At 62.3% G+C, this 23,993-nt stretch carries 10 protein-coding genes and 1 pseudogene; 2 read left to right on the top strand and 9 right to left on the bottom strand.

Going from position 1 to position 23,993, the window contains the following annotated elements:
• Positions 1–22: 22 nt before the first annotated feature.
• The 5 genes and pseudogenes from CKW13_RS24925 to CKW13_RS01145 form a co-directional block, all read right to left on the bottom strand.
• Positions 23–7,357 carry a SpvB/TcaC N-terminal domain-containing protein gene (locus CKW13_RS24925; RefSeq protein ID WP_177454736.1) on the bottom strand — a complete coding sequence of 2,445 codons (7,335 nt, stop codon included), beginning with the start codon at positions 7,355–7,357 and terminating at the stop codon, positions 23–25.
• A gap of 2 nt (positions 7,358–7,359) precedes the next feature.
• Entirely contained in the window at positions 7,360–9,837 is a 2,478-nt protein-coding gene (locus tag CKW13_RS24655; RefSeq protein ID WP_256576495.1) for a hypothetical protein, read from the bottom strand.
• Between the two features lie 1,410 nt (positions 9,838–11,247).
• Positions 11,248–12,204: pseudogene (locus tag CKW13_RS24920) on the bottom strand (neuraminidase-like domain-containing protein); the annotation flags it as partial.
• Positions 12,205–12,231: 27 nt separating this feature from the next.
• Positions 12,232–16,170 carry a Tc toxin subunit A gene (locus tag CKW13_RS01150; RefSeq protein WP_176465023.1) on the bottom strand — a complete coding sequence of 1,313 codons (3,939 nt, stop codon included), beginning with the start codon at positions 16,168–16,170 and terminating at the stop codon, positions 12,232–12,234.
• A gap of 186 nt (positions 16,171–16,356) precedes the next feature.
• On the bottom strand, positions 16,357–17,247 hold the full coding sequence (locus CKW13_RS01145) for a LysR family transcriptional regulator (protein WP_095106131.1): 891 nt from the start codon (positions 17,245–17,247) through the stop codon (positions 16,357–16,359).
• Positions 17,248–17,362: 115 nt separating this feature from the next.
• On the opposite strand from CKW13_RS01145, the gene CKW13_RS01140 reads away from it, so the two are divergent.
• The gene (locus CKW13_RS01140) at positions 17,363–17,755 is read left to right on the top strand and encodes a DUF4440 domain-containing protein (RefSeq protein ID WP_095106129.1); all 393 of its coding nucleotides are present in this window, start codon (positions 17,363–17,365) and stop codon (positions 17,753–17,755) included.
• A 121-nt stretch (positions 17,756–17,876) separates the two neighbouring features.
• Here the strand turns inward: CKW13_RS01140 and CKW13_RS01135 are convergent, their stop codons facing one another.
• The 4 genes from CKW13_RS01135 to CKW13_RS01120 are packed head-to-tail and all read right to left on the bottom strand — an operon-like array spanning position 17,877 to position 22,651.
• A complete protein-coding gene (locus tag CKW13_RS01135) occupies positions 17,877–18,734 on the bottom strand; it encodes an HlyD family secretion protein (RefSeq protein ID WP_095106127.1) in 858 nt (285 codons plus the stop codon).
• Positions 18,735–18,744: 10 nt separating this feature from the next.
• A complete protein-coding gene (locus CKW13_RS01130) occupies positions 18,745–18,945 on the bottom strand; it encodes a DUF1656 domain-containing protein (protein WP_095106125.1) in 201 nt (66 codons plus the stop codon).
• On the bottom strand, positions 18,935–21,127 hold the full coding sequence (locus CKW13_RS01125; RefSeq protein ID WP_095106123.1) for an FUSC family protein: 2,193 nt from the start codon (positions 21,125–21,127) through the stop codon (positions 18,935–18,937). Before CKW13_RS01125 ends, CKW13_RS01130 begins: the two co-directional genes overlap by 11 nt.
• A gap of 12 nt (positions 21,128–21,139) precedes the next feature.
• A complete protein-coding gene (locus CKW13_RS01120) occupies positions 21,140–22,651 on the bottom strand; it encodes an efflux transporter outer membrane subunit (RefSeq protein WP_095106121.1) in 1,512 nt (503 codons plus the stop codon).
• A gap of 310 nt (positions 22,652–22,961) precedes the next feature.
• Between CKW13_RS01120 and CKW13_RS01115 the strand changes: the two genes are divergently transcribed.
• A complete protein-coding gene (locus CKW13_RS01115; protein WP_095106119.1) occupies positions 22,962–23,930 on the top strand; it encodes a LysR family transcriptional regulator in 969 nt (322 codons plus the stop codon).
• Positions 23,931–23,993: the final 63 nt, after the last annotated feature.

Raw genomic sequence — 23,993 nt, 5'->3', positions numbered from 1 at the left:
CTGGCATGCCAGGCACCCATCCTCAGTAATACAGCGGCGTTCGCGGGCCTCGATGCCCCCGCACTTCTTCAAGTCGGATTAAGTACTGAGCGGAATTCGTAGCCCTGGTGCCCATAGCGCTCACTTTAAAATCGGCGTGAGGTGAAAATATGCGCTCTTGCTCGCCGTCGGCTGTCAGCGACGACGTCATGACAGATGCACTGAAGCCGCGGATTTCCATCAGCACGGGAATGGTGCCGGTCATAAAACCCTCGGCTACGGTTTTATCCCTGGAGACGGAAAGCGGGCTGAGGGAGTACAGGATGCTTCCTGCTTCAATCGCATCGGAAAAACTATCCAGGGCAGCGGAGGTGACATCCTGCCCTCGGTAAAAGGTGCTGACGGCCTGGTTGGATTGTTGGTAGAGCTGATTGGCGACTTTTTTCATATCTGCCACATCAAGCGTGTCGGCTACCGCGATCAAGTTCAGTTTGCGCTGTGTGCCTGTACGCCCCTCAAAGTGATGGCTGCCATGACGCGCCGCCAATTCCGACACCACCTTTTTGCCTGAAACGGATAAGGGCCGGTTAGCCCTCAGTGCCGAGTTAATCGCTGAAGAGCCGGCGTTAGTGGAGTAGATGGCGAAAAAATCCTTCATGTTTTCATAGCCCCCCCCACTTATTGTTTTTTGAGGCGCCGAGTCCAGGCTCATCGCCTGGGCTTGCGCCGAGAGTGCAGAAACATCCGCTGGTATCTGCGCCCTGAGCCGTCTTACAACGCCACTAATTAGTTCGGGCGGGTAGCTTTCGGCGTGCAATACCTGCTCCATTTCTTGTATTGCCTGTTCGGGATTTGTCCTAAAGGCCTTAATAAACACCTTGGAGTTGAACATTTTTCTGAACAAATCTCCCTCCGGCGTCAGGCCATCGGGATCAACCAGATTGACGGGATTGTTTCTGACCATCCGGTACAGATTGAGGCCATCGATCGCACCCGCCGGGTCCGGATTAACCCAACGCTGCATCCACGGTATGTAGTAACGCAAACCATAGTAATAAAGCCCCGTCGCATCGCGCTCCTTGCCTGAATACCGCTGCGTTCGATAACTGCTATCGCTTTGATCGCTAAACGCCGTCGTGCCGAACGGATGATAGGTTTCGTGGCTGACGATCTGGGCGTCGCTGTCCAATTCCAACGTGCAGGAGCCCAGGTGGTCGGCCAGGTGATAGCGGTACTGGTCATTGCCCAGGTGCTTGGGTGCACCCGATTGCCAGTGCAGTACCTGGACGCTCACTAGCCCGGCCTGGGCGGTGATGACGTGCAGGCTTTGCTCCTCGCTGCTGCGCATTTGCAGCCCTGGTAAATAACGGGTTTCGCTGATGAGCGTGCGCGCCTGGGTGTGCGCCAGGTAGACCTTGCGCCGGCGCAGGCCATCGGCATCGTAGATATAGCGCTCGACATCATTGAGGGCGCTAGCCCGTGCCACGGGGCAGACCTGCTGCAACTGGTTGCGCCCATCCCAGCTCAGGTGCCGGCCCGGCTCCAGGGCCAGTAGGTTGCCATTGGCGTCATAACGGGCGGCAATTTCCGCTTCGCTGGGTGGGTGCCCGTTTTGGTCAGGCAGGCAGCGATTGCTGTAGCGGGCCACGGTCAGTTTACGGCCATGGTTTTGTGGCCCTTGATGAATCAGCTCTACCAGGTTGCCGCCAGCATCGTAGCGATAGGTTTGTTGGTACTGGGCGACGGCGTTGGGGTCTTCAATATGCTTTGGCCCGCGCCGGGCGCTGCCAGCCTCCCACCCGGTGGCGTGGGCCAATTGGTAAAGGCTGTCGTAGGTGTAGCGATTGATAGGGTCAATACGCTGGTTGGCGAAGTGGCGAACCACCATGGCTTGGTCCTCGATACTCAGCATGTTGCCCACCGGGTCGTAGCTGTAATTCAAGTCCTGGAGTCGCTCGCCATTGGCCGCTGTGGCGCGCAGCCGGATCAGGCGGCCGTTCCAGGCGTCGTAATGCCATTGGCAGGCGACGCCATTGCCACAGGTTTGCCGCTCGATCTGCCCCTGGGCGGTGTAGTGGATGTCACCGGCCAAAAGCTGGGGGGCCGCCGCGCCGTTAAGGTGTAGCGCGCAATCGCGCAGTTGGCCGTCAATGGTTTGGTTGAAGTAGTGGCGATTACCCTGCGCATCGGTTTGCGTCCATAACTCGCCCAGGGCATTGAACCGATACGCGCTTAGCAGGCCTTCGCCAGGTTCGAGCAAGGCATCGCGCTGCGGCAACGGCAGTGGCCAGTTCGGTGGCTCCAGTTCACGCAAAAAGTGCCGGCGTTGCTCCAGCACTTGGCCCGCCATGCCATAGCCCTCCCATAGCGATGTGCCTGCCGGGTCGTCGTGGCGAATCAGTCGCCCGCACAGGTTGCGACCGGCCAGGTGTGCCTCGGCACCCGCGTACTCGTAACGTTGCGTGCAACCTTGCTCGAACACCGCCAGGGGCCGCAGCAACCCATCGTATTGCGTCAGGCGCTGAAGACCGCGAGCGTCCCAGGCCTGCTCCAACGCCCCACTTTGTGCGTACAAACTGACGCGCCAACCCGCATCGACACTGCGCCAACCGAGGGTTTTGTCACTGAGCGCCCAGATGTTCAGCACGTTGGCGGGCGCGCCAGCATCGGCTGATAAACGGGGGTCCCATTCAGCAACTACTCTGCCAGCATCGTCGAAGGCTCTTCGTTGGCACCGTAGCTGCGCAGGCTGATCCGCAGCATTGCGCCAGTAACTCACTGTGCGAACGGCCAGGTCACGAGGGTCGATCACATTCAAGGTGGGCGTCTGGCTGTCAACCGAGCGGGTGGCAGCGGTTTTGCCCTGCTGCGCCAGCACCTCTTCCCAGGTGTCGTTTTCATCCTCAAAAAGGCTGTACCAAGGCCGGTACGTGTAACGCCGCAGGTAGCCTTCCTTGGCCATGACGGTACGGCTCGGACGGCCAAGTGGGTCGTAGAACTGCTGGTCGTAATAACCGAATTGCCTGAAGCAGGCGTCGTCAATGTAGCGAGGCTGATCGGCGAAATAGGGGAGGTAGCGCCGCACCGCTTCGCCTTTGTTGTTGTACTCCACGCGCTCGCTGACCCGCCAGCGCGCCACCGTGTGCCAGGTGATGGGCTGGCCTACCTCGTCCAGTACCAACGCCCCCGCCTCACTGACCTGATAGGCATCACCAGGTTCGGCTTTGTCCTTGCTTTGCAAGGCCCGGCCAAAACCGTCCCAACAGGTCAGGGCAATCCGAATTTGCCGTCGCGGATCGCCAGGGTAGCGGTCGGCCTGCAAGGTGGCCGAGTGCATCGGTTCGCGGGGCACCTTTGGAATCAACGCAAGCAAACGCTGACGGGCTTGCGTCAAGCGCTCCAGGGTCGGCAACTGGCGAGCGCTGGCACGGATATGCCCACTGGGCAACACATCGCCCTGGGCAATGCATTCCTCCAGCCAGGCCGCATCTTTACGGGCTGCCTCGGGCACGATCCCCATCCAACTGAACGGGTCCTCAAAGTAGGCCGTTGCAGCGTTGAGCAAGGCGTTGTCGGGGGCCTGGATGGCGTAGGTTGGGGTGTCGTCTTGTGGCCGCTGATAGTCCTCTATCGGCGCAAAGCCAACGGGCACGCCCAGCTCTGTCCCCTGATGACTGGTGGCAAACACTTGGCCGAAAGCTCCGTAGCAGGCTTGTTGGACAGTGCGATTGGCGTCAACCGTTCGCGTCGGCAGCAGCAGGCGGTAATCGATGCTGTCGACGCGGGTCTGGCAACCGTCCGGCAACTGCACGCGGGTATTGAGCAGCCAACGAGGGTCATAGCCCAGGTGGGTGACCCCGTGGCTCAGAGTCGGGCGCACGGTCAGTACGTTGTAAAAGCCACTCAGCGGTGCATAGGTGTTGAAGCCGCGCTTGACCGACCATAGCGGCGTTTGGGAGTTCGCCCCCCCGTCCAACACCCAGGGCATCTTGTGATAACCGCTCGCCAAGAGCCTCGCCTCAAGGTCGAAGGGCATTTCACCCTGCTCGTTTCGCAACAGGTCATAAGCCGCTAGAGCGGTGCTATCGAGTTCAGCAATTTCCTGACAATCGGCCAAGGCCTCGAAACTGGCGGCGCCATTGGGCAGGGGGAGGTAATGCGAAAGGTCTGTCGGGTCGCGATAACGCTGTACCGATTGGCGAACCAACACCCGTTTGGCGTGCGGGTGCAGGGGGTTGTCGTCGCTCTGGCGGCTAAAAGCCTCGTAGCTGATGGCCTGGGGGGTCAAGCCTTCCGGCCCTGCGCCTTTACCCAATCGCCAGGCGTTCTCCCGCTGCAAGTACGCCAGGCCCAGGTGCCAGCCTTGCAGCTGCGTGAGATGGATAAACTGCGCCAAGGTTTCGTGCAGGTAGTAAGCCTGTTGCGCCTCATCGTGGGCATCACTGCACCAGCGTTCATCGGGTTGCACGGGCGGGTTATCCCCAGCGCTCAAGCGGCGGGCATAGCTGACGACAATACCCTGGTTCAATTGGCCAAAGGCATCCCAGCGCAAACCGACACTGTGGCGACAAGCCGGGTCATTGGCCTGTTGCTCGTAGTGGTAGCTGATGGCCTCCACGGGCAGCGTCAGCATCACGGTATAAGGGGCAAACCGGCCACCGAGCGGCCGATCCAACTGGCGCACCAGGTAGCGATTTTGTTCCAGGGTGTACGGCACGCCCACGCCGCCATCGGCGGCGAATGTCTCAACGCGCAGCACTTGGCCGGCAAGCGCCACGAGCATGGCCTCGCGCTGCGGGCCGCTGGGTTCGGTGATTTGATCGAGCCCGTCTTGCTCGTGATAACGGCTCAGCAGGTGAGGCCCTAAGGGCTGGGCGCTGGGGTCACCCGCAAAGCAGCCCTCGCAGTGCTGGTGCAAATCACGCCCGACATGAAACCAGGTCTTGCGCAACACCGGCGCGCTGTAGCCCTCCTGATGGGGCCCTGCAAACGCTTCACAATCGGTGCTCAGCAGTAGGCCAAAGCCACGCCACTCACGTTCCGTCGGGTCATAAAACCCCTCTCGATAGGTAAACCGCTGGGTCAGTCGATTGCCGGTGATTTCGTCATGCTGGGTCTGGTTACCGACCACGGGCACGGGAAAGGGCAAGCGACACACTGGCGAGCGGCCGCAGGCCAGTAGGTGGTGCTTCTCATCCAGCCACTCCTGGGCCGAACTGCGGTAACCGATCGTCGTCGCCGCCCCCATGTTGTTGTTGGTTGCACAGAGCAAATAGGGCTTGGCCCTGACAAAGTCGTAACGCCAATGCCGGGGCGTCATATGGGGAACCGTCAGCACCAGGCTGGCACAACCCAGCCCCTGCAAGTCGGCGGTACTGACCTGACAAAAGCGGTCGTAGCACACGCCTTCTGGCCATGGCAGGAAAATGGGCTGGTTCTGAAAGCCATTGCCGCTACGGTTGATGAAAATCAGCGCACCCTGAGGTTGTAGGTAAATCAGATCGGCGGCACCGGAGCCGTCCAGATCCGCCAGCAGTACCCGCGAGGCGTCAAATTCTTCGTAGGCAAACGTCAGCTCGCTGAACACAAAGCCTTTGCCGAAACGCCCGCGGCCCAGGTTGGGCCAGCATTTGAGTTCGTTGTGGCGGAGGCGGATCAGGTGTTGCTGGCCACTGCCCATCACATCACTGAACGCCACCAGTTCGCAGGCGTTGTTGCTGGGCATTGGCAAGGCGTCCTCGTCAGCTTCACGGGCCACCTCTTGCCCAGGGGCAAAGCCTTTTTCCCGGCGGTTGGCATACAAGCGCACACTGCGCGGGCCGATCATGGCCAAATCCGACAGGCCATTGCCCATCAGGTCGACCAACTGCCCCTGCGGGTGGAAAAACTCCTGGGGGAACGCCTCCAGCGGGGTAAAGTTCGACCAACTGCGCTCGGGCTTGCAGGTGAAGAAACCCGCCAGACCAGGCTGCGCCATTACCCAATCGAGCGAACCGTCGCCGGTGATGTCGCTGAGAAATTGCCACACAGGCTTTGAGCTATTGGTGTTGGGGAACTGCTGGAGTTCGCACCAGGGGCCGTAAGCCACCTCATCGGCATGGCTCGCCGGTGTTGCCCGCAGCGGCTCGCGGTAGTACCAAGCCTTGTCATCACGGTACAGGATGCCCGGCAGCCCCTCACCATACAGGTCCACCAACTGGTAACGCTGTCCGTCATTGAGGCCGGGCATGGGTTCAAAGGCTTCAAAGCGCTCAGCGCCCCACTGGAGATCGAAGGGGTTGTAGTCAAACTCCATCGGCGGGCGGCCCTGCGCCTTACCGTCAGGGCCAAAGGCCTGGCTGTGGGCAGCGCACAGATGGTTGTAGCCCAATGCCGTTTCCCGGTATTCCAATAGCAGGCGTTGCACCAACACGGGTTCGGGGCCCAACTCGGGGAAATCGTGGAACATCAGGACTTGCCGACACAGGCGCCGCGTTGTCAACTCAAAGCCATACTCGAAACTGGAGTAAGGATCGGTACGCTCGGGCCAGGGTTGCGACGCTTCGTAGCCGGGTATCGACGTCAGCGTATAGGGCCGCTCGCCGTAGTCGAACACCAGGTGAAACAGCCATTGCACCCCCTGCCAACCCTCGGCGCGCCAGGCGTAAAGCTGATCGCATGCATCCAGGTTGCCGTAGTGCACCTGGCTCAAGTAACGCTGCGCACGGTAGTCACGCGGCTGATGCTCATCCGGGCCCTGGTCGTCGCTCAGGTAGGTGTACACGATGTGCTCACCTCGGGTGTTGAGGCTTTCATCGAGCAACCAGACGCCCACATGCTGCCGGTCATCAGGGTCGGCCCGGCGTGAGGCGTGGCTTTTGCCATACAGGTGCAAGTTGCCGTCGGCGTCGTGCAGTAACCAGAAACCGGCCGGGTCGGTATCGTCGGTCCAGTGCTCGACCAAGGTGAAGGTATCTTCGATCCTGGGCCAATACCGCACGACGCGGTGATCGCCCACCGGCAAGCCGTTGTAGTGGCTCACACTCCGGGAGACCAGGGCACCCGTGTGGCTATCGCGCTCAGGCATCCACGTTTGCCCTTGCGGGCCGACGAACAGGTCACCATCGGTGTAGGCCGGCACGCCCTTGGCGGTACGCCGGGTAATAGCCTTGACGGTTTTGCTCCAGCCAAGGCCAAAAGGGCTGTTACCGGTACTGCTGCTGTAGCCGAGCGACAAGGACGGCGCGAACCCCCGGCCGGGAGAAATCGGCAACGCCAGCCCAAACGACGCCGCCCCCCCGCTACCCACTACCCCCAAGCCATCGCCAATACTGCGGATGGCCCCACCGCCCTTGGGCAGTGACGGTGGGCTGACAACCTGCGCTGCGTCACGGCTCACCTTCAGTTCCCCCCCGCCCGCGCGGTATAGCGCAGGTGCACGATGATGTCGGTCAGGCTTTGCAAGGCGGGCAGTTGCTGCACGTGGTTGGGGAAGTGCAGGACCCAACGCGAGATAGCCCCGGTGCCTTCAAACGGCAGGTAACGCTCGTCATTGAAGTCGAAGGTGAATAAGCCGTCGTCGTCCACCCCGCCCGACAGCGCCACTTGCTGGCTGGCCCGCAGGTTTTCCCGCAGGCTGCCGTCGGCCATGCGCACGCCACTGTAGGTTTGGGTCAGGAGGGCGCGGATGTCTTCGTAAGGGCCCAGGGTCACGGGCAGCGATACGCTGATGCGCTTGATCCGGCGCAGCAAGTGGCCGGGATAGTCCTTGTCGAACATCGGCTGGGTCAGTTCAAAGGCCACCACACCTTCGTCGAGCAGACGCGCGGTGACGGTGACCCAGTCCTGATTGATGGTCGAGGCCGGGTCCTTTTCCCGCAGTTGGCGCACGGACACTGTCTTGGTGATTTCCAGGTGCCGATCGTTGCGGGCCAGGTAGGCGGCCTCCATTTTCAGCAGTTGCAGTTTCAACGCCTCGCCGGCGCCCAGGCCGCGGTAGCTGTCGTTCCAGGCGCCGGCCTGGATAAAGCGGCTGGTGTAGTCGGCCAACTCGAACTGCCAGCAGGCTTCGGCCGCCAGGCACAGGGCCAAGGTCGCGTCGTAGGCCTGGTAATAGAAGGTGGCGAACTGGCCGTTGAGCCATTGGTAGAGCTGGGCATTGGTGAAACGCTTACCCAGGAAGGCGTAGGTGGCCAGCGCTTGCTCCTGGGCCACCAGGGCCTGGCGCAACTGCAACTCGGTGGCCTGGGCCTGGGCTTTGAGCACCTCCATCTGGGCGTCGAGGTGTTCGATTTCCAGTTGCGCCTGGTCGCGGGCGAGCGTCCATTCCTGGTGGCGGCGGCGAAACTGTTCGGCGCGGTCGATGGCTTCGGCACTGCCCTGGCTGATGGCTACAACACCATAAGCCACGGCCTCGACCATGCCCGGTACACCTTCCAGGCGCCAGCCACCTACATGGGAGCCGGCCATGAGTCCGTTGGAAAATCCGACAACCGCACCGCCCCCTCCCCCTACCGCGTTCGGCGGAATCTTCAGGCCTCCCCCCACAGCCTTGGCGGCCGCCCCAACACCCTCTGCCACGCGGCCGATCAGATGCAGAGCGGCGGCTACGACCTCTCCGGTATTGACGACCTCATCCGCCAATTTGGCGTAGAACTTCAGCCGCCCCTGGGCGATCGCCTTGCTCGCCTGCAGCGCTTTGTGGCTTTCTTCGTCAATAAGGTGCGCCTGGCGTTGCAGGTCGATGGCAAATTGAGTGAACTCCCAGGCTTGCTGGCATTGCAGTTCCTGCAGTTGCGCCTGTTCCTTGCGCTCGATCAGCGACAACAGGGTTTGGCCGAACTGGATCAGGGTTTCCACCGCGCTGGCGGCGCGGTTGTGCATCACGTGGAAGCGGTAGTGCGGCACATCCTGGGCCAGCAACCGGGCACTGCCGCCACCGGCCGCGCCCTGGCCGTAGGCCGCCAGCAGGTCGCGAGGGTTGAGGGGCGCGGCAAACAGCGGCAGCGACAGGGGCTTGCCGTCCAGGGTGCGGTTGTTGCGCAGGTTGGCCAGGCGCGACTCGGCGATGTCCCAGGTGTGCACCAGGTGCTGGTTGATCGGCAGGCGCAAGTGGTCGCTGTCCAAGTCCGCCAGGCTCGCGTCGTGGCCGAAGGTGCGCAGGTACAGCGGCGGCTCGGCAAAGCTGTACAGCGAGTGGCCGTCATTGGCCGCGGCGCTTTGCTCGCGCTGTTGGTCCTGGGCGATCAAGCGCTGCTCATAGGCGCGCAACCCGGGGTTGGTGGAATCGCTCAGGGCTTTGAGGGTCATGGGCGTCCAATGGTCCACCAGGCGGATATCCGGCCGCGGGCCCAGCAGGTCGAGCACGCGCACGTACCACAGCTTGGCTTCGCCAAGGCTGTCGGGGGTCAGTTGCCGGTAGGCCGCATCGCCGCGGTCCAGCAAGTTCTTGATGTAGTGCAGGTAAATGGCCTTGCGGTAGCGCACCGGGTGGCTGCTGGCGATGCCGTCCGGGTCGGCGGGTTTGCGGGTGGCGTGGTCCATTTCGGTCCCGGCCATGGGGTCATCCATCAATGGCCGTACGTTCCAGTAAGCCGGGCGACCATTACCTGCCTTGCGCGCGGGGTCGAAGATAAAGCCCAGCCACTGCTCGGCACCGTCGAACTGCTGCTCCAGGCTCAGGCGCTGGCTGACCAAAAAGGGCAGGTGCAGGAACAACTCCCAGAAGTACTTGCCGTTGGCACCGTGGAAATCCATGAGGTTGCGGGCCGCGGGCGGTTGCAGCGGAGGTTCTTCCAGGCCTTGGGTTTCCCACGAGAGCAGGTTTTCCAGGGCGATACTGGCCCGAAAGATCAGTTCGCGTGCAAACAAGGTGTTCATGCGGATGGGTTGGCGTGCAGCGAGGCCATCGTCGCTCTGGGGGATACCGGAGCCGGCAAAATCGATGAACTCAGCGATACCATGGATAGGGCTCGCGCGGGTGCTGATACGTGGAGCGATAAGCGGGCTCCTGACTTGAGCAACCAGGTGCAATTCAACTTGGGTTAGTTTAAGGGCATGGCCGACTTCTACGTTTCCCGAGCCGGGGGTCACGGTATATACCTTGACCCCATGTATCAACGGAATTTTTTTATAGTTCTGCGGCCAACTTACATTCCAATCAGGCAGCAGCGTATCCGTATTGATAGGTATATTTATCGACCATGTATTGGGCGGCTCCCTCTCCAAAACAACACTCGTATAATTAAGCGCACTGTAACCCGGATGCACAGGCGTCAGGCTATTAAGGTTCTGCGGCCTGAATATGGCTCGTTGAAAACCAAGAGGATCACTAATGGATACACGACTCACATTCCGGTTAACGATCTGACCCGCAGTGGGCTCCATTCGCTGATATTCAAACCTCTTTATACTTCCTACTCCCTCGCGAAGAGCGTCCAGAGCCTTCTTGGTTATTTTTTTTCCGGCAAGTGATTCAAACTGACCGTCCAATATATGAGTCAGCGTGCAGAGTACGCCGGTGGCATCTCGAAGAAAACTGCCATCATGAGAGTCCTGATTAAATAACCAGAGTGCAAAATAATACTTCCCTGCGGACTCGTTAAAAGCACCCCCGTAAGAATAAATATAAGAACCCTCCAAAAGAGTATAAAGACCCAAAGAGTCAACTGGAGTGCCAGTTGCAACTATTAGGTTTATCGTACCGACATTTATACCTGCACCAGCCAAAACGACTCCAACTTCCACAACGGGCGTTCTAAATGGAGCCATTATCTTCGAATCAAATTCAAGGCGCTGCATCGCTGAGTTATATCTAATATCCACATCTTTTACGGGTCCCGCAATTCTGCTCTGCCACCGGTTATAGTCCCAAGAGTCAACACCTGGGTGCGGCATACTGTTCTCGATACTTTTTATCTGGATACTGAACGGAGGAAGTTTGAATTGAAAGCGCCCCTCATTAGCGTGGGCAAAAATACGACTGACCTTCAACACATGGGCTTTTTTATCCCCGGGGGTCACTTCCATTTGAGGCACCTTGCCAACATATGGAAAAAGGGGGCTCACATTAAAGTTCTTATCAACAAATGCCGTTTTCAGAAAAGCGTATTCATCGTCTCTCCCTTCATCTGAATCGCCGGGGGTATAGCCGGCATACATCGCTACGAACATCGCCTCCGGCGATGTCGAACTGTCCTGCACGGCAATGCAGTTAACCCACTCTTCAAGATTCTCCGTCTTGAACCGCGGCGCCTCGCTCCACGCCTCGATACAGGTTTGCGGCACGCTCCAGGTGTCGTCGTATTTTTTGTAGACCATGTTCAAGCGCAACATCGGGTTGTTCTTGATGGTGGTGACCGGTGAACCCGGTTCTGGGGGGGTCGGTGGAGCACCGGGAACATAGCTCTGTTCGACGGTGGTCGCCTCCGGGCTGTTATCCACGCACTCGATCCAAAACACAAACAGCCGGTTATTGAACAACACTGGCCGTATCGTGCGTTCAATGGCGCCGGCCGAGATGGGTAAGTTGGCTTTTTTCCAATCCGACCAGGCGCCGGGTTGCGGGTAGTCGAACTTGGGGCGGTTGGGGTCGGTGCCGGTGAGGTTTTTATAAGTGCGTTGGGACATGTCCACCGAGCGCCAGTAATACACACTTTCGGCGCGGGATTTACCGATGAAGTAGTACATCCCGTTCTTGAAGTCGTCGGTGTTGATGTAGCCATTGATGATGGTCAGGTTGGCCACTTCTTCAAAACTGGCCAGGTAGCTGAGTACCGCTTCCTGGGCGGTGTCGATGTGGATCTTGTTCTGGTTGAGGTCGTTCTCCAGTTGCTCGAAATAGGTCGATTTGCTCAGGCGCAGCGAGGGGTCGATGTACACCTCGGGGTAATACTGCAATTGCTGGTTGGCGGCCCAGATGGGGTATTGGCTGTTGATCTCGCGCCACTGGGTTATCAGGTGTTCTTCCATGACCCGGTTTTCGTAGCCCGGCTCCATGCCCATCAGCGCACCGTTGATGTACTGCTGCAGGCTGGCGATGGCCGACGCCACGGGGCTGGTGGCCACGTCCTGGGAGACCTGGACATCGAGCAACTTGTACTCATAGAGGTCATTGGCGGTCTTGATTTTGTCGTTGAGCCCGGAGCCGACGAATTCCTGGGCGTTGGGCACCACCTCGTCGAGGTAGTAGGCCACCAGGGCGTCGCGCAGGGTTTCGTTGAGCTGGGCATCGATGGACTTGGACATGGTTGCTCCTTGCAAAAATGATGGCGGTCAGGCGCGGCGGCTGGCGGCTATGGCGGCTTCACCCGCCGCTTGCCACGCCACACTGGCGCTATCGGCGTGCAACGCGGTGGCGGCCAGCAGGTCGGTGGCGGTCAAGCCGCTGGCGGCGCAGGCCTGTTGACAGCGCAGCACCCAGTCCACTTCGGCCAGGGAGGTGGCGCGCCCCAGGGGCAGTTCCTGGAACAAGCGGGCGATGTCTTCCTGGCGCCAGTCCAGCAGGTTGGCCAACACTTCGGCGCTGGCCTGGTTGACGGCGCTGCGCAGGGCTTTGTTCTTGAGTTGGGCCTTGGCCGGGTTGGCGCTGATGAAGTAGCCCAGCAGGGCTTCTTCTGCCTGGCTCTGGCGGTTGAACCACTGGCTATAGCGGCCCAGCAGGTAGAGGCTGGCCCATGACAGCGGCCCCCCTTGCGCCGCGCCCAGCCACTGCGGGTGTACCAGGAATAGGCGCAGGGCGCTGGTGCTTAGGCGTAAGTGCAGCGCGGCCTTGGCGTGGCACAACACAGCCTTGAGCTGGACGATCAGCGTACTGCTGCCCTCGGCGTTGGTACCCACTTGCAGCACCATCGCCAGCAGTTGATAGACGCTAGTCTGGGCCCAGTGCACCACCACTTGGGTACGGTCCATGGGCAGGTTGACCAACTCCTGGGCCAGGCCTTCGATCAAGCGCAATTGCCGACCGTGGGCGGCCATGAGCAGGGTGCCGAGTTTCTCCAGGCTGGCAGCCCTGACGGCGGGGTCCAGGGCCAGCGGTTGGAGGGCCCGCACCAGGGCGGCCTGCAATTGCGCCTGGGTGTTGTCGGCCAACTCCAGGGGTTGTTCTTTGACCAGGCCCGTTGGGTCGAGCAGTGGTAGCAGCACGCTGCGCCAGTTGATGGGGTCGCCGGGGCCGCGGGCCTGGGTGGTTTTTTCATGTGTGGGCAGGTTCAGCGCCAGCAGTTGCGCGTCGCTCACCAGCACCGCGCGGGCGTCCTCGGCGAGCTTCGCCACGCGGTCGGTCAAGCCTTCGGGCGGCAGGTAGTCGCCCGGGTCCAGGCCCAGCAATTGCCGCACCAGTGGCACCGTTTGCTTGCTGTCCTTGAGCCAGGTCACAGCCCAGTCCATTTGCATCAGGAGGTCGAGGATATCGGGCTCGGCACTCAGGGGTTCGCCTTCGTAGATGTTCTCGACCTTCATATCTCGATTGCCCTGGGCACCGCATTTGACTCGCAAATTGGTGAGCGTTGCCGCGCCCTCAGTGATGGCTTGCCAAGCCTCCCGAGTGATTACCCTACCGCTCAACGACAGGGTTTGGCCGGGGGCAATAGGCGCAAGGCTGAGCGTGCTGCCGTCGACATTGCGCAAAAAGTTCGCCAGCGCCGGCTGCGGTGGCCAGTCGAGGGTAAATAACCGCGTGGGGGCTGCCTGGGTAAAATCGACCCCTTGGTTGACGAGCAACGCGGAGCCCGGCAGCAGGCGTAACACATCACCCGCCTCAAGAGGATCAGCCACCAAGGTCAAGCGGATGTCGTATGTAGCGTCAGAATTTTTGGCCTCGATTATCATCGGGCTCAACGGCCGCTCCCCTTGCTGCGCCAGGCGCCCGTTGCTGAGCAAGCGCTGGTAGCGTTCGCCGCCCAGCAAGTCGACCAGCGCCCAACTGTCTTCGGGTGTGAGGCCGAACAACTGCGCCATCCGGGCCTGGCGATACAGCGATGACACGGTGGCCAGGTCGCGGCGCAATGGGCCCACGTAGAGCTGGGTTTGCCCGGCCAGACGAAAGAACGAGGTCTGGGTGGGCTGTAAGCCCAGGCCGGCACACAGTTGCGACACGGTTCTTTTCGAGGCGGCGTCGGTGCCGGCCAGGTTGAAGGGCTGCTGGTCAAGCACCAGTGGCACGTCGAACAGCGCCGCCTTGTTGAACACCTGGTCGAACAGCGGCACGCGCTCGCCCGTGGCGTAGGGCGTGAGGTCATGCACAAAAGCTGCAAATTGCTCGGCAGTGATGCTGTAGCGCCCGCTCAAGTAGCGATAAACCCCCAGCACCCGCAAGGTGTTGATGTTCAGGTCCATGGTCAGGTTGTGTTCGCCTTCGCTGCGAATGGCGCTGATGATGAGTGTGTCCAGTTCGGCGAAGGGAAGGTCGAACCAGCGCTGCAAACGGATCATGCGTTGCAGGCGGTCGAAGCGGTTGGGCGAGGTTTTGGTCAGGTACCAGTAGGTGGCGTTGGCGGTCTTGACCTCCTTGAGCCCCATCGAATTGTCGAATTGGTCGCGTTGAATGGAGGCGGTGGTGGCCGGCGTGACGCTGTCATAGCGGTCCGAGCCATGGCCGTTGACGTAGCAGGCGCCGTAGTGGGACGCATGGGGGTACGGTTTGCCCCGCCCCGCCCCATTAGCCTTGACGTTGGTACTGGGGCAGTTGGGCGATAGCCTGGGGAAGCAGTTGCGCTGGGACAGCAGCGCCTCGACCTGCTCGGCATTGGTCGCGGTTTTGTCGAGAAAAGTCTTGAGTTCATTGAGCCCACCTTCGACCTGGCCGCCGGCACTGACCACATCGAAGTGGTTTCTGAAAAACAACACCTGCTCGTTGGTCCACGTGATGTTTTCATCGAGTTCGAGGGTAAAGCTCAAGGCTGCCAGTCCTGCAGGCGCCTGCAAGGTCCCAGTGGTGGTGGTCACCACAAATGCAGCGCGATAACCCGCAAACACCGGGAACGCTGGCCCGCTGTTGTCCCACGTGATATTGGGCAGCAGCGTGGAGCCATTAGGCCCATTGAGATAGTTGAAACGCCAGAGGTAACGGGGATCGGTGGTTCTTGTACCGAATTTGAAGTTGGCTACGTGTTTTTGCGCTGTACCGGCCTTGGTGAATTCCAGCGTGGCCAGGTTGACCCCATTGTAGTCACTGACCAGCGCATCGGCAGGCGGCACGACCTGTTGAATCGCGCTCTGCCCGGGACGCAAAACAAAGCCCATGCCCACAGCCTTGTGGGCATTGAGATGGCAATTCCAAGGCCCATCCCACCCTGCAACCAGTTGTGCCTTGGACAGATAAAACGTCGTAAACAACGAAGGCTCAATCAGCAATTTCTGCTGCTGTGGGCTCAGCCCGGACAACAACCGCTGCGCCTCATGGGGGGCGTTCTGCACGGTGCCGTAGACATTGCGGCTGCCTTGGGTCGCGGGCAATTCAAAACTGACCCGGTAATTCAACTCGCCCAGTTGCAGCTTGTTTTGCGCCAGCCCCAGGCGGCACTGATGGTGAGCGAAGTTGTAGGGAAAAATAAACGGATGGCGCCGGTTGGCGAGCAGGTCATAGACCGGCAGCGGCATACCGGGGATGCCCTGCTGGTAACGCTGGATATCACCTTTGAGCACCTCGTTGACCTGGTCCAGCATCGGCCTGGGCACAAAGGTGCTTTGCGGGTCGATCACGAGCGCCTCGATATCGGGGCGCCGCGTGCGCAGCAGGATTTTGGGGTGAGTGCCCTGCCCGGACCCCTCCAGCGTGCGGGTGGCGAAGTGGAACAGAGAGCGCAGGTAAGCCACGGGCGAGTCGATCGCGGCGATGGCGCCCACCTTGCAGAACTCATCCCAGTTTTCCTTGAACAGGTTCGGGTAACTGGGCCCCACCTCCGTCAGCGCCCGCACGCCGGTGCGCTGGGTCAGATGCTGGGGTTTGCCACTGGACACCTGGTGCTCACGGTATAAACGGCCAATCTGGGTGGCGTAGCACAGTGCGTTTTCGTAGGCCAAGGCGCCGTCGGCATCGCAAATTTCCCCCAGGCGCTCGACGAACTGCGGCTTGGGTTGGCCGATGATATCGAACACCGACGCAATGCCCAGTTGCTGCATGGCGGTCACGAAATTGACCTTGCCCCGTGGAGTTTTCTTTGCAGCGGGGTCGTTGACCAGGTTGAGCAAAAGACGATCGCTGTGATCTGCCATGGGAGCCATCTCTGCGCAGGGGAAATTGCCCTTGACCCTACGACGGTTGCGGCATTTGCGAACCTGTCAGATCTGACAGGGGGCGGTACTTTTCCGACCGATGGCAAGCGACTTTGCAAAGCACCCCACCTGTGGGTGGCCTGCTCAACACCCACTCTCCTGCCCCGCAGGTAAGGGTGCGGGAGGCTAGCCGCCCCCCTCGCGCAACTTCAGAAAATCAATGAACGCCCGCACCTTGAGCGGCAGGTGGCGGGTGTTGGGGTACAGGGCATAGACGCCCTGGCGGGTGAAACGGTGGTCGGGCAGCAGGTGCTGCAGGTGGCCGGCGTCCAGGTCTGCCTGAACCAGCCATTGCGGCAATATCGCCACGCCGTGCCCGGCCAGGGCGAAGGCGCGCAGGGTGGCGCTGTTGTCGGCCACCACTGCGACCTGGCCGGCCTGGGGCTGGTAATCGTGCTCCACGCCTTGGGGGTCGGTCACGCTCAGGTGCGGCACGCGGCCATGGCCCAGGGTGGGCAGGTGTTGCAGAGCTGCCAGGCCAGTGACCGCCCCGTGGCGGGCCAGCAACGCCGGGGCGGCGACGGCGAACACGTCGAAGGTCGCAAGCTGCACCGCCCGCAGGTTGGAGTCGAGCAGGCGGCCCAGGCGGATCGCCAGGTCGAAGCGCTCGCCAATCAGGTCGGCGTGGGTCGATGAGGTGGACAGGTGGATATGCAGCTGTGGGTGCTGCTGGCGGAACAGCTCCAGCGCCGGCACCACTTTGGCCAGGGCATATTCCACGGTGGTGGTGATGCGCAGCGTGCCCTTGAGCTGGCTGTGTTCGCTGCGTGCCTCTTCGATGGCCAGGCGTGCTTCGTCCAGGGTGCGCAGGCAACGCAGGTAAAAGCGCTCGCCGGCATCGGTGAGGGCCAGTTGCCGGGTGTTACGGGTCACCAGGGTCACCCCCAACTCCGCCTCCAGGCGCTTGAGGTTGAAGCTGACCACGGCGCGGGTCTGGCCCAGCAACTGGGCTGCCGCCGTGAGCGAGCCGGCCTCGACCACGGCTTTGAAGGTGTCGAAACGATCCAGGCTGACCATGGGCGGGCGCCTCCTTTGTCAAAATAATTTTGACAAACTAGCAGCCATCGCGTCGTTTCCCTAGCCAGGACAACGCCCTACCCTGCGGGGCCGCCCCTCACGCCGAGCCCTTTGCATGACCGACTATCGCGATTTTTTCAACGAAGTGATCCACACCTTGCTCGACATCGAACAGTGGTTCGCCGGCACCGCCGAACCGGCGCTGCTGGCCCGGTTGCTGGGGCGGTTTTCGCCCGAGTTTTCGATGGTCGCGCCTGATGGCAGAGCCTTGGACTGCGAGGCCCTGCGCGGCCTGTTCGAACAACTGGGCGGCACCCGCCCCGGGTTGCGCATCAGCCTGAGCGACCTGCGCGGCCTCGCCCGCCACCCCGGCGGCGCCACCCTGAGCTACCGCGAATTGCAATCGGACGCCAGCGGCCCCCTCAGCGACCGCCGCGCCACGGCCGTTATCGAACAACTGCCCGGCGGCGCCCTGCGCTGGCGGCATCTGCACGAGACGTTTTGCTGAAGGGGTGGGGTGAAAGTTCCTCTGTAGGCAAGAGCCCGCTCGCGATGGCGACATTACTGGCGACAACATTGTGGTTGCACCGGCCTCATCGCGGGCGCGCTCGCGCCTACTGGCGGCTTGTCTACTGGCCCGGGTTGACCACCACCGTGCAGGTGATCCCCGCCGCCAGCAACACGCCGTCGGGCACTTCGTCGAGGTGGATGCGCACCGGCACCCGTTGGGCCAGGCGCACCCAGTTGAAGGTGGGGTTGACGTCGGCGATCAGTTCGCGGCTTTCAGGGTTATCGCGGTCGTAGATGCCGCGCGAGATGCTTTCCACGTGGCCCTTGAGTACTTCGCCGCTCATCAGTTGCAGGTCGGCCGGGTCGCCGACTTTTACCCGCGGCAGCTTGGTTTCCTCGAAGAAGCCATAGACCCAGAACGAGTTCATATCGACCACGGCCATTTTCGCCTCGCCGATGCGCGCGTAGTCGCCCCGGTGCACGTTGAGGTTGGTGACGTAGCCGTCCACCGCTGCCAGCACGCGGGTGCGCTTGAGGTTCAGTTCGGCGGCATCCAGTTGCGCCTGGGCGTGCTGGTAGTCGGCCAGGGCGGCGTCGGCGATGTTGCTGGCGTCGTCGCGGTTTTCCCGGGAGATCACCAGGCTATCGAGGTCGGCACGCCGGTGGGCATTGACCTTGCGCATCTCCCACGTGGCCTTGCGCGAGGCCACCAGGGCCTGGGCCTGCTTGACGGCGATGCGGTAGTGCTCGGGGTCGATCTGCATCAGTAAATCGCCCTTTTTCACCAATTGGTTGTCGCGCACCGGCACATCCACCACTTCGCCGGTGACGTCGGCGGCGACGTTGATGATGTCGGCGCGCACCCGCCCGTCGCGGGTCCAGGGGGTGTTCATGTAGTGCACCCACAAGGTGCGGCCGATCCACATCGCGAGGGCCAGCACCAGCAAGGTGGCGAGCAGGCTGAAGAGCTTTTTCATCGGGTCGTTCTCAACGGTAAACAGTGAGCGCCAAGGCGCCGAAAATGCACACGAACAGGCTCAGGCGCAGCAGCGCCGGGTGCCAGAAGAAGCGGTACAGGTCATGGCCCGACAGGAAGCGGTCCAGGGCCCAGGCCAGGCCTGCCGCGATGAAAAACATCAGGGTCATGGTCGGCATGTACAGGCCGTGGAAGGCGATTTCACGAGGCATGGGCAAATCCTTGGGGCTTGGCCACGGCATAGGCCGCCAGCGGCGATTGCGGGTCCAGCAGGGAGGTGCGAATAAAGTGCAGGTAGCTTTTGACCCGGCGCAGGGCCGAGGTGTCGAAGTGCGGCGCGAAAGGCTCGTCGGTGGCCTGCACGCGGCTGATGGCGTGGTCCACGGCAATCAAGCCACGCTCCAGGTTGCTCTGGCTCGGTTGCAAAAACAGGCGCACCAGCGAGCGGCCCATGACGCGGATCGCCTGGCGCCACGGCTGCGACGCCGCGTAGGCCGGGTGCACTGGCAAAATCGCCTGTTCCTTGCGCAACTCGATGATGGCGTGGCCCACCTCCAGCACCACGAACATCCAGCGCAGCAGCTCGCTTTGCACCTTGGGCTGGCCCGCCGCCAAGCCGTAGGCCTGGTGCAGCAGGTCGCGGGTGCGGCTCTCGAAACTCGACCCCAACCCCTTGAGTTTGCCGCTGATGGCGTACACCACTTGGCCGCGCAAATCCTGCTCCAGGCGTTGCCACAGCCAGCGGCTGTTGGGCGGCAGGATGATCGCCCCCGCCGCCGCGCACACCAGCATGCCCATGATCATGGCGATGTAGTCGTTGATGAAACTGTAGGGGTTGTAGACGGTGAGGTTGTCCGGCACCGAACCGGTGCTGAAGAAGATCAACAGGCCCAGGCCCACCCCGGCGAACTGTGGGCGCGAGGACAGGAACGAGCCCAGCACGATCACCGGCGCCAGCATCACGCACAGCAACGCGAAACCGTCGATCAACGGGAACACGAAAAACATCTCGATAAAGCCGATCACCGCGCCGACCAAGGTGCCGCACGCCATCTGGAACGCCATGCGCTTGGGGTTGGGCGTGGCGGCGGACAGGCCGACGGTGGCGGCCGCGATCAGGGTCATGGTGGCGCCGCTGGGCCAGGCCGTGGCCACCCAGTAACTGCCCAGCACCAACAGAATGAAGGCCGCGCGCAACCCCGAAGCAGTCGACGCCAGCCAATTGGTTTGCGGCGTGTAGGGTTCGTCCCATTGCTCGCGGGCGTGGTGGTGGTCGGCCAGGGAGGCGTGGGTTTGGGCGTAGCTGTGCAGCTCATCGACAAAGCGGTAGAGCAATTCGTAGGCGGTGTGGAAATCCAGCTGCTCAGCCTCGCTCGGCGCGCCTTCCTGGAACTGCGCCCGCAAGCTGCGCACCCGCGCCGGCAGGCCTTCCTTGTAGGCCGCCAGGGCGGCGGCCAGGCGCGCGGCGTCGGCATCGGTGAGGGCGCGGCCAGAGAAGCCGTCGAGCAGCTCGGCCAGGTCCTGCAAACCGGGTTTGATCGCCGCCACCACATGGTCGGCGGCGTTGCTGCGCAGGCGTTCGAGCAACTGGTGCAAAGCGTTGAAGCGCGTGGTGATGCCCATGAACTCGCTGTTCAAGCGGCTCAAACGGCCGTTGCGCCGGCGCATGTGCGGGTCTTCGAACACGGTGACGCTGCGCAGCCCTTCCAGGCCCACCGCCTCGGCGATAAAACGCACGTTGCCGCGCTCGAACGCCTCGCGCTGGCTGCGCCCGCGCAAGCCGTCGGTGACGAACAGCGCGAACACGCCAAAGCGCTGGTACAGCGCGTTACGCATGGCGGCGCTGGCGGTTTGCGGCAGGATCGCGGCACTGACCAGGGTGGCGCAGAGAATGCCCAGGGAGATTTCCAGCACCCGCCACACGGCGGCCATGAAGGCGCCGTCCGGGTGGGCCAGGGCCGGCAGGCCGACCATCGCCGCCGTGTACCCGGCCAGCACGAAACCGTAGGCGCGAAAGTTGCGGTAACGCGCCGCGCCCGCCGAGCAAATGCCGACCCAGATGGCCAGGGAGCCGAGGAACAGTTCGGTGTTTTGCGCGAACAGGGCGATCAGCGCCACCATCACCGCCGAGCCGGCGAGGGTGCCGAGGAAGCGGTAGAAACTCTTGGCGAACACATGGCCGCTTTGCGGCTGCATGACGATGAACACGGTAATCATCGCCGTGCGCGGTTGCGGCAGTTCCAGGCGCATCGCCAGCCACAGGGTGAGGAATGCGGCCAGCAACACCTTGAAGATGTACACCCAGGTCACGCCATCGCTGCGTGCCCAGTCGAAGAAACCACGGCGCCATTCCAAGGCATACAGCCAGCGCAGCGGTGCGGGCAAGGGAGTCATTGCGGCCTTCTTTTAGTGGTCGAAAACGGCCAACGCGGCCGGGGTTTTGTGGGCGACGGTGGTACTTTCGGGCGGGCTGTCATCGCCGGCCCCGAGGCCGCCGCCCAGGGCGGTCACCAGTTCGGCGTGGGCACTCAGGCGCGCGGCCTGCACCTGCTGCTGCACCTGCTGCTGGGCGAACAACTGGGTCTGGGCGTTGAGTACGTTGAGGTAGTCGGTGAGGCCGCGCTCGAACGCGATGGTGGCGATGTCGTAGGTCTTTTGCGCCGAGGCCACGGACTCGGCGGCGAAGGCTTGCTGCTTGTCCATGGACTCGCGGCGGATCAACTGGTCGCTGATGCTTTTGAGGGCGTCGATCAGGGTCTGGTTGTACTGCGCCAGGGCCAGGTCGTAGCCGGCGGACGCTTCGCCCAACTGGGCGCGCAGGCGCCCGCCGTCGAAGATCGGCAGGGAAATGGCCGGGCCGACGTTGTAGTTGAGTTTTTTGCCGGTGATGAACTCCAGCGCCCCGCCGCCGGTGGCCATGAAGCCCAGGCCGGCCACCAGGTCCACGTTGGGGTAGAACCCGGCATGGGCGACGTCGATGCCACGGGCCTGGGCCGCCACTTGCCAGCGGCTGGCGACCACGTCCGGGCGCTGGCCCAGCAGTTGCGCGGGCAAGGCCGAGGGCAATGGCAACGGCGCGCCCAGCGACAGCGACGGGCGTTGCAATTGGGCGCCCTGCCCCGGGCCAAAGCCTGCAAGGGCAGCCAATTGGTTGCGGCTCAGGGCGATTTCTTCGTCCAGGGCATCGAGTTGACGGTGGGTTTCGGGCAGCGGGGTCTGGGCCTGGCTGACCTCGAAATGGGTACCGATGCCGCCGTCCAGGCGCCGTTGCGCCAGGGCCAGGATCTGCTGTTGCTGCTCAAGGGTGGCGTAGACGATGTCGCGCCGGGCGTAGTGCAAGGACAACTGGATATAGGCGCGCACCACGTTGTTCTGCAATTCGAGCTGGGCCATGCGCGCCTGGGCGGCGCTCATGTGCGCCAGGTCCAGGGCCTGCTCAGTGGCATTGCGCTCGCGGCCCCAGAGGTCCAGGGCATAGGTCAGGCCCAGGGCGGCATTGTTGTCCCAGGTGGTGGAGTTGGCCAAATCACCCGGGCCGTAGAACGGGTCGGTGGGCCAGTTGTGGCGCTTGAGGGTAGAAGTGCCGTTGATCTGCACCGCCTCGGCGGCCTCGGCCACGCCGGCCATGGCCCGCGCCTGGCGCACCCGGGCGGCGGCCATGGCCAGGCTGGGGCTGCCCTGCACGGCCAACTCGACCCAGCGGTTCAACTGCGGGTCGCCATAGGCCCGCCACCATTGGGCGCTGGGCCAGTGGGCATCCGCCGCCGCGCTCTGGATCGCGGCGTCGGTAGCCAGGGCAGCGACAGGCATTGCCTGGCCTTGCGGGCCAATACCTCCGGTTCCGATGCAGCCGCTGATTGCCAAGGTTAAAGCCCAAACACTGAGAGTCTTCAGCTCTCTGCTGATGCGACGCGGCACTGCTGCGAATTCCTGAAAAAAGAGGGGAGGCAAAACATTCCGGGAGCGGCTAACTCACTGTGGGAGCGGGCTCTGGCGAGTACAGCCGGCACATGCCCACCAGCAGCCATGCCGCCCTCGCGGGCAAGCCCGCTCCCACAGGTGAAAGTGCATCATTCCTACAACGACGCAATTCTAGGGTCCGCCCCCAGCGGCGATAAGCGGGCATTCCTGTGAATCTTTATTACCGTTAGCGCGATAATCCCTTGGTCGGGGTCACGGTCGCCCGTAACTTCATGTCACAATTTGCCATCTCCCTTGAGTGCACTCCATGGACACCCTGCAAAACATGCGCGCTTTCAGCAGTGTCGCCGAGGCTGGCAGCTTCACTGCCGCCGCCGCACAGCTGGACACCACCACCGCCAACGTCTCGCGCGCGGTCTCCAACCTTGAGGCCCACCTGCAAACCCGCCTGCTCAACCGCACCACCCGGCGCATCGCCCTGACCGAGGCGGGTAAGCGCTACCTGCTGCGTTGCGAGCAGATCCTGGCCTATGTAGAAGAAGCCGAAGCCGAGGCCAGCGACGCCCATGCGCGCCCGGCCGGGCAGTTGAAGGTGCACACCATGACGGGCATCGGCCAGCATTTCGTGATCGATGCCATCGCCCGCTACCGCAAAACCCACCCCGACGTGACCTTCGACCTGACCCTGGCCAACCGCGTGCCAGACCTGCTGGACGAGGGCTACGACGTGTCCATCGTACTGGCCAGCGAGTTGCCGGATTCGGGGTTCGTGTCTCAGCGCCTGGGCATCACCTACAGCATCGTCTGCGCCTCCCCGGCCTATGTGAAAGCCAACGGCTGCCCGCAAAAACCCGGCGACCTGCTCGGCCACGCCTGCCTGCGCCTGGTGAGCCCGGTGATCCCGCTGGAAAAGTGGTTGTTCGACGGCCCCGAAGGCCAGGAGATGGTCACCATCAACAGCTCACCGTTTTTGGTGAACTCCGCCGACGCGATGAAAACCGCGATCATCAGCGGCATGGGCGTGGGCGTGTTGCCGGTGTACGCCGCCATCGAAGCGCTGCGCAACGGCACGTTGGTGCGGGTGATGCCCAACTACCGCTCCCAGGAACTGAACCTGTACGCCATCTACCCCTCGCGCCAGTACCTGGATGCCAAGATCAAGACCTGGGTGGAATACCTGCGCGGCTCCCTGCCGGAAATCCTCGCCGCCCACCAGGCCGAACTCGCCGCCTATGAACTGAGCGGCAGCCTGGCCGGCGCCCGGCTGGCGACATAGGCCACCCGTCGGCGCCTGGCTTGCCAGCGGTGGCGGTTTCAAGGCTGCCATCGCGAGCAGGGC

This window comes from Pseudomonas sp. Irchel 3E20, from assembly GCF_900187645.1.
Taxonomy (GTDB): Bacteria; Pseudomonadota; Gammaproteobacteria; order Pseudomonadales; family Pseudomonadaceae; genus Aquipseudomonas.
This window is presented reverse-complemented; position numbering and strand designations above follow the sequence as displayed.

What these genes read in the sequence shown, in the direction of transcription:
- CKW13_RS24655 (WP_256576495.1), bottom strand. Translation starts at nt 9,837, where the DNA reads ATGAACACCTTGTTTGCACGCGAACTGATCTTTCGGGCCAGTATCGCC.
- CKW13_RS01140 (WP_095106129.1), top strand. Translation starts at nt 17,363, where the DNA reads ATGACCGACTATCGCGATTTTTTCAACGAAGTGATCCACACCTTGCTC.
- CKW13_RS01125 (WP_095106123.1), bottom strand. Translation starts at nt 21,127, where the DNA reads ATGACTCCCTTGCCCGCACCGCTGCGCTGGCTGTATGCCTTGGAATGG.
- CKW13_RS01130 (WP_095106125.1), bottom strand. Translation starts at nt 18,945, where the DNA reads ATGCCTCGTGAAATCGCCTTCCACGGCCTGTACATGCCGACCATGACC.
- CKW13_RS01145 (WP_095106131.1), bottom strand. Translation starts at nt 17,247, where the DNA reads ATGGTCAGCCTGGATCGTTTCGACACCTTCAAAGCCGTGGTCGAGGCC.
- CKW13_RS01150 (WP_176465023.1), bottom strand. Translation starts at nt 16,170, where the DNA reads ATGGCAGATCACAGCGATCGTCTTTTGCTCAACCTGGTCAACGACCCC.
- CKW13_RS01135 (WP_095106127.1), bottom strand. Translation starts at nt 18,734, where the DNA reads ATGAAAAAGCTCTTCAGCCTGCTCGCCACCTTGCTGGTGCTGGCCCTC.
- CKW13_RS01115 (WP_095106119.1), top strand. Translation starts at nt 22,962, where the DNA reads ATGGACACCCTGCAAAACATGCGCGCTTTCAGCAGTGTCGCCGAGGCT.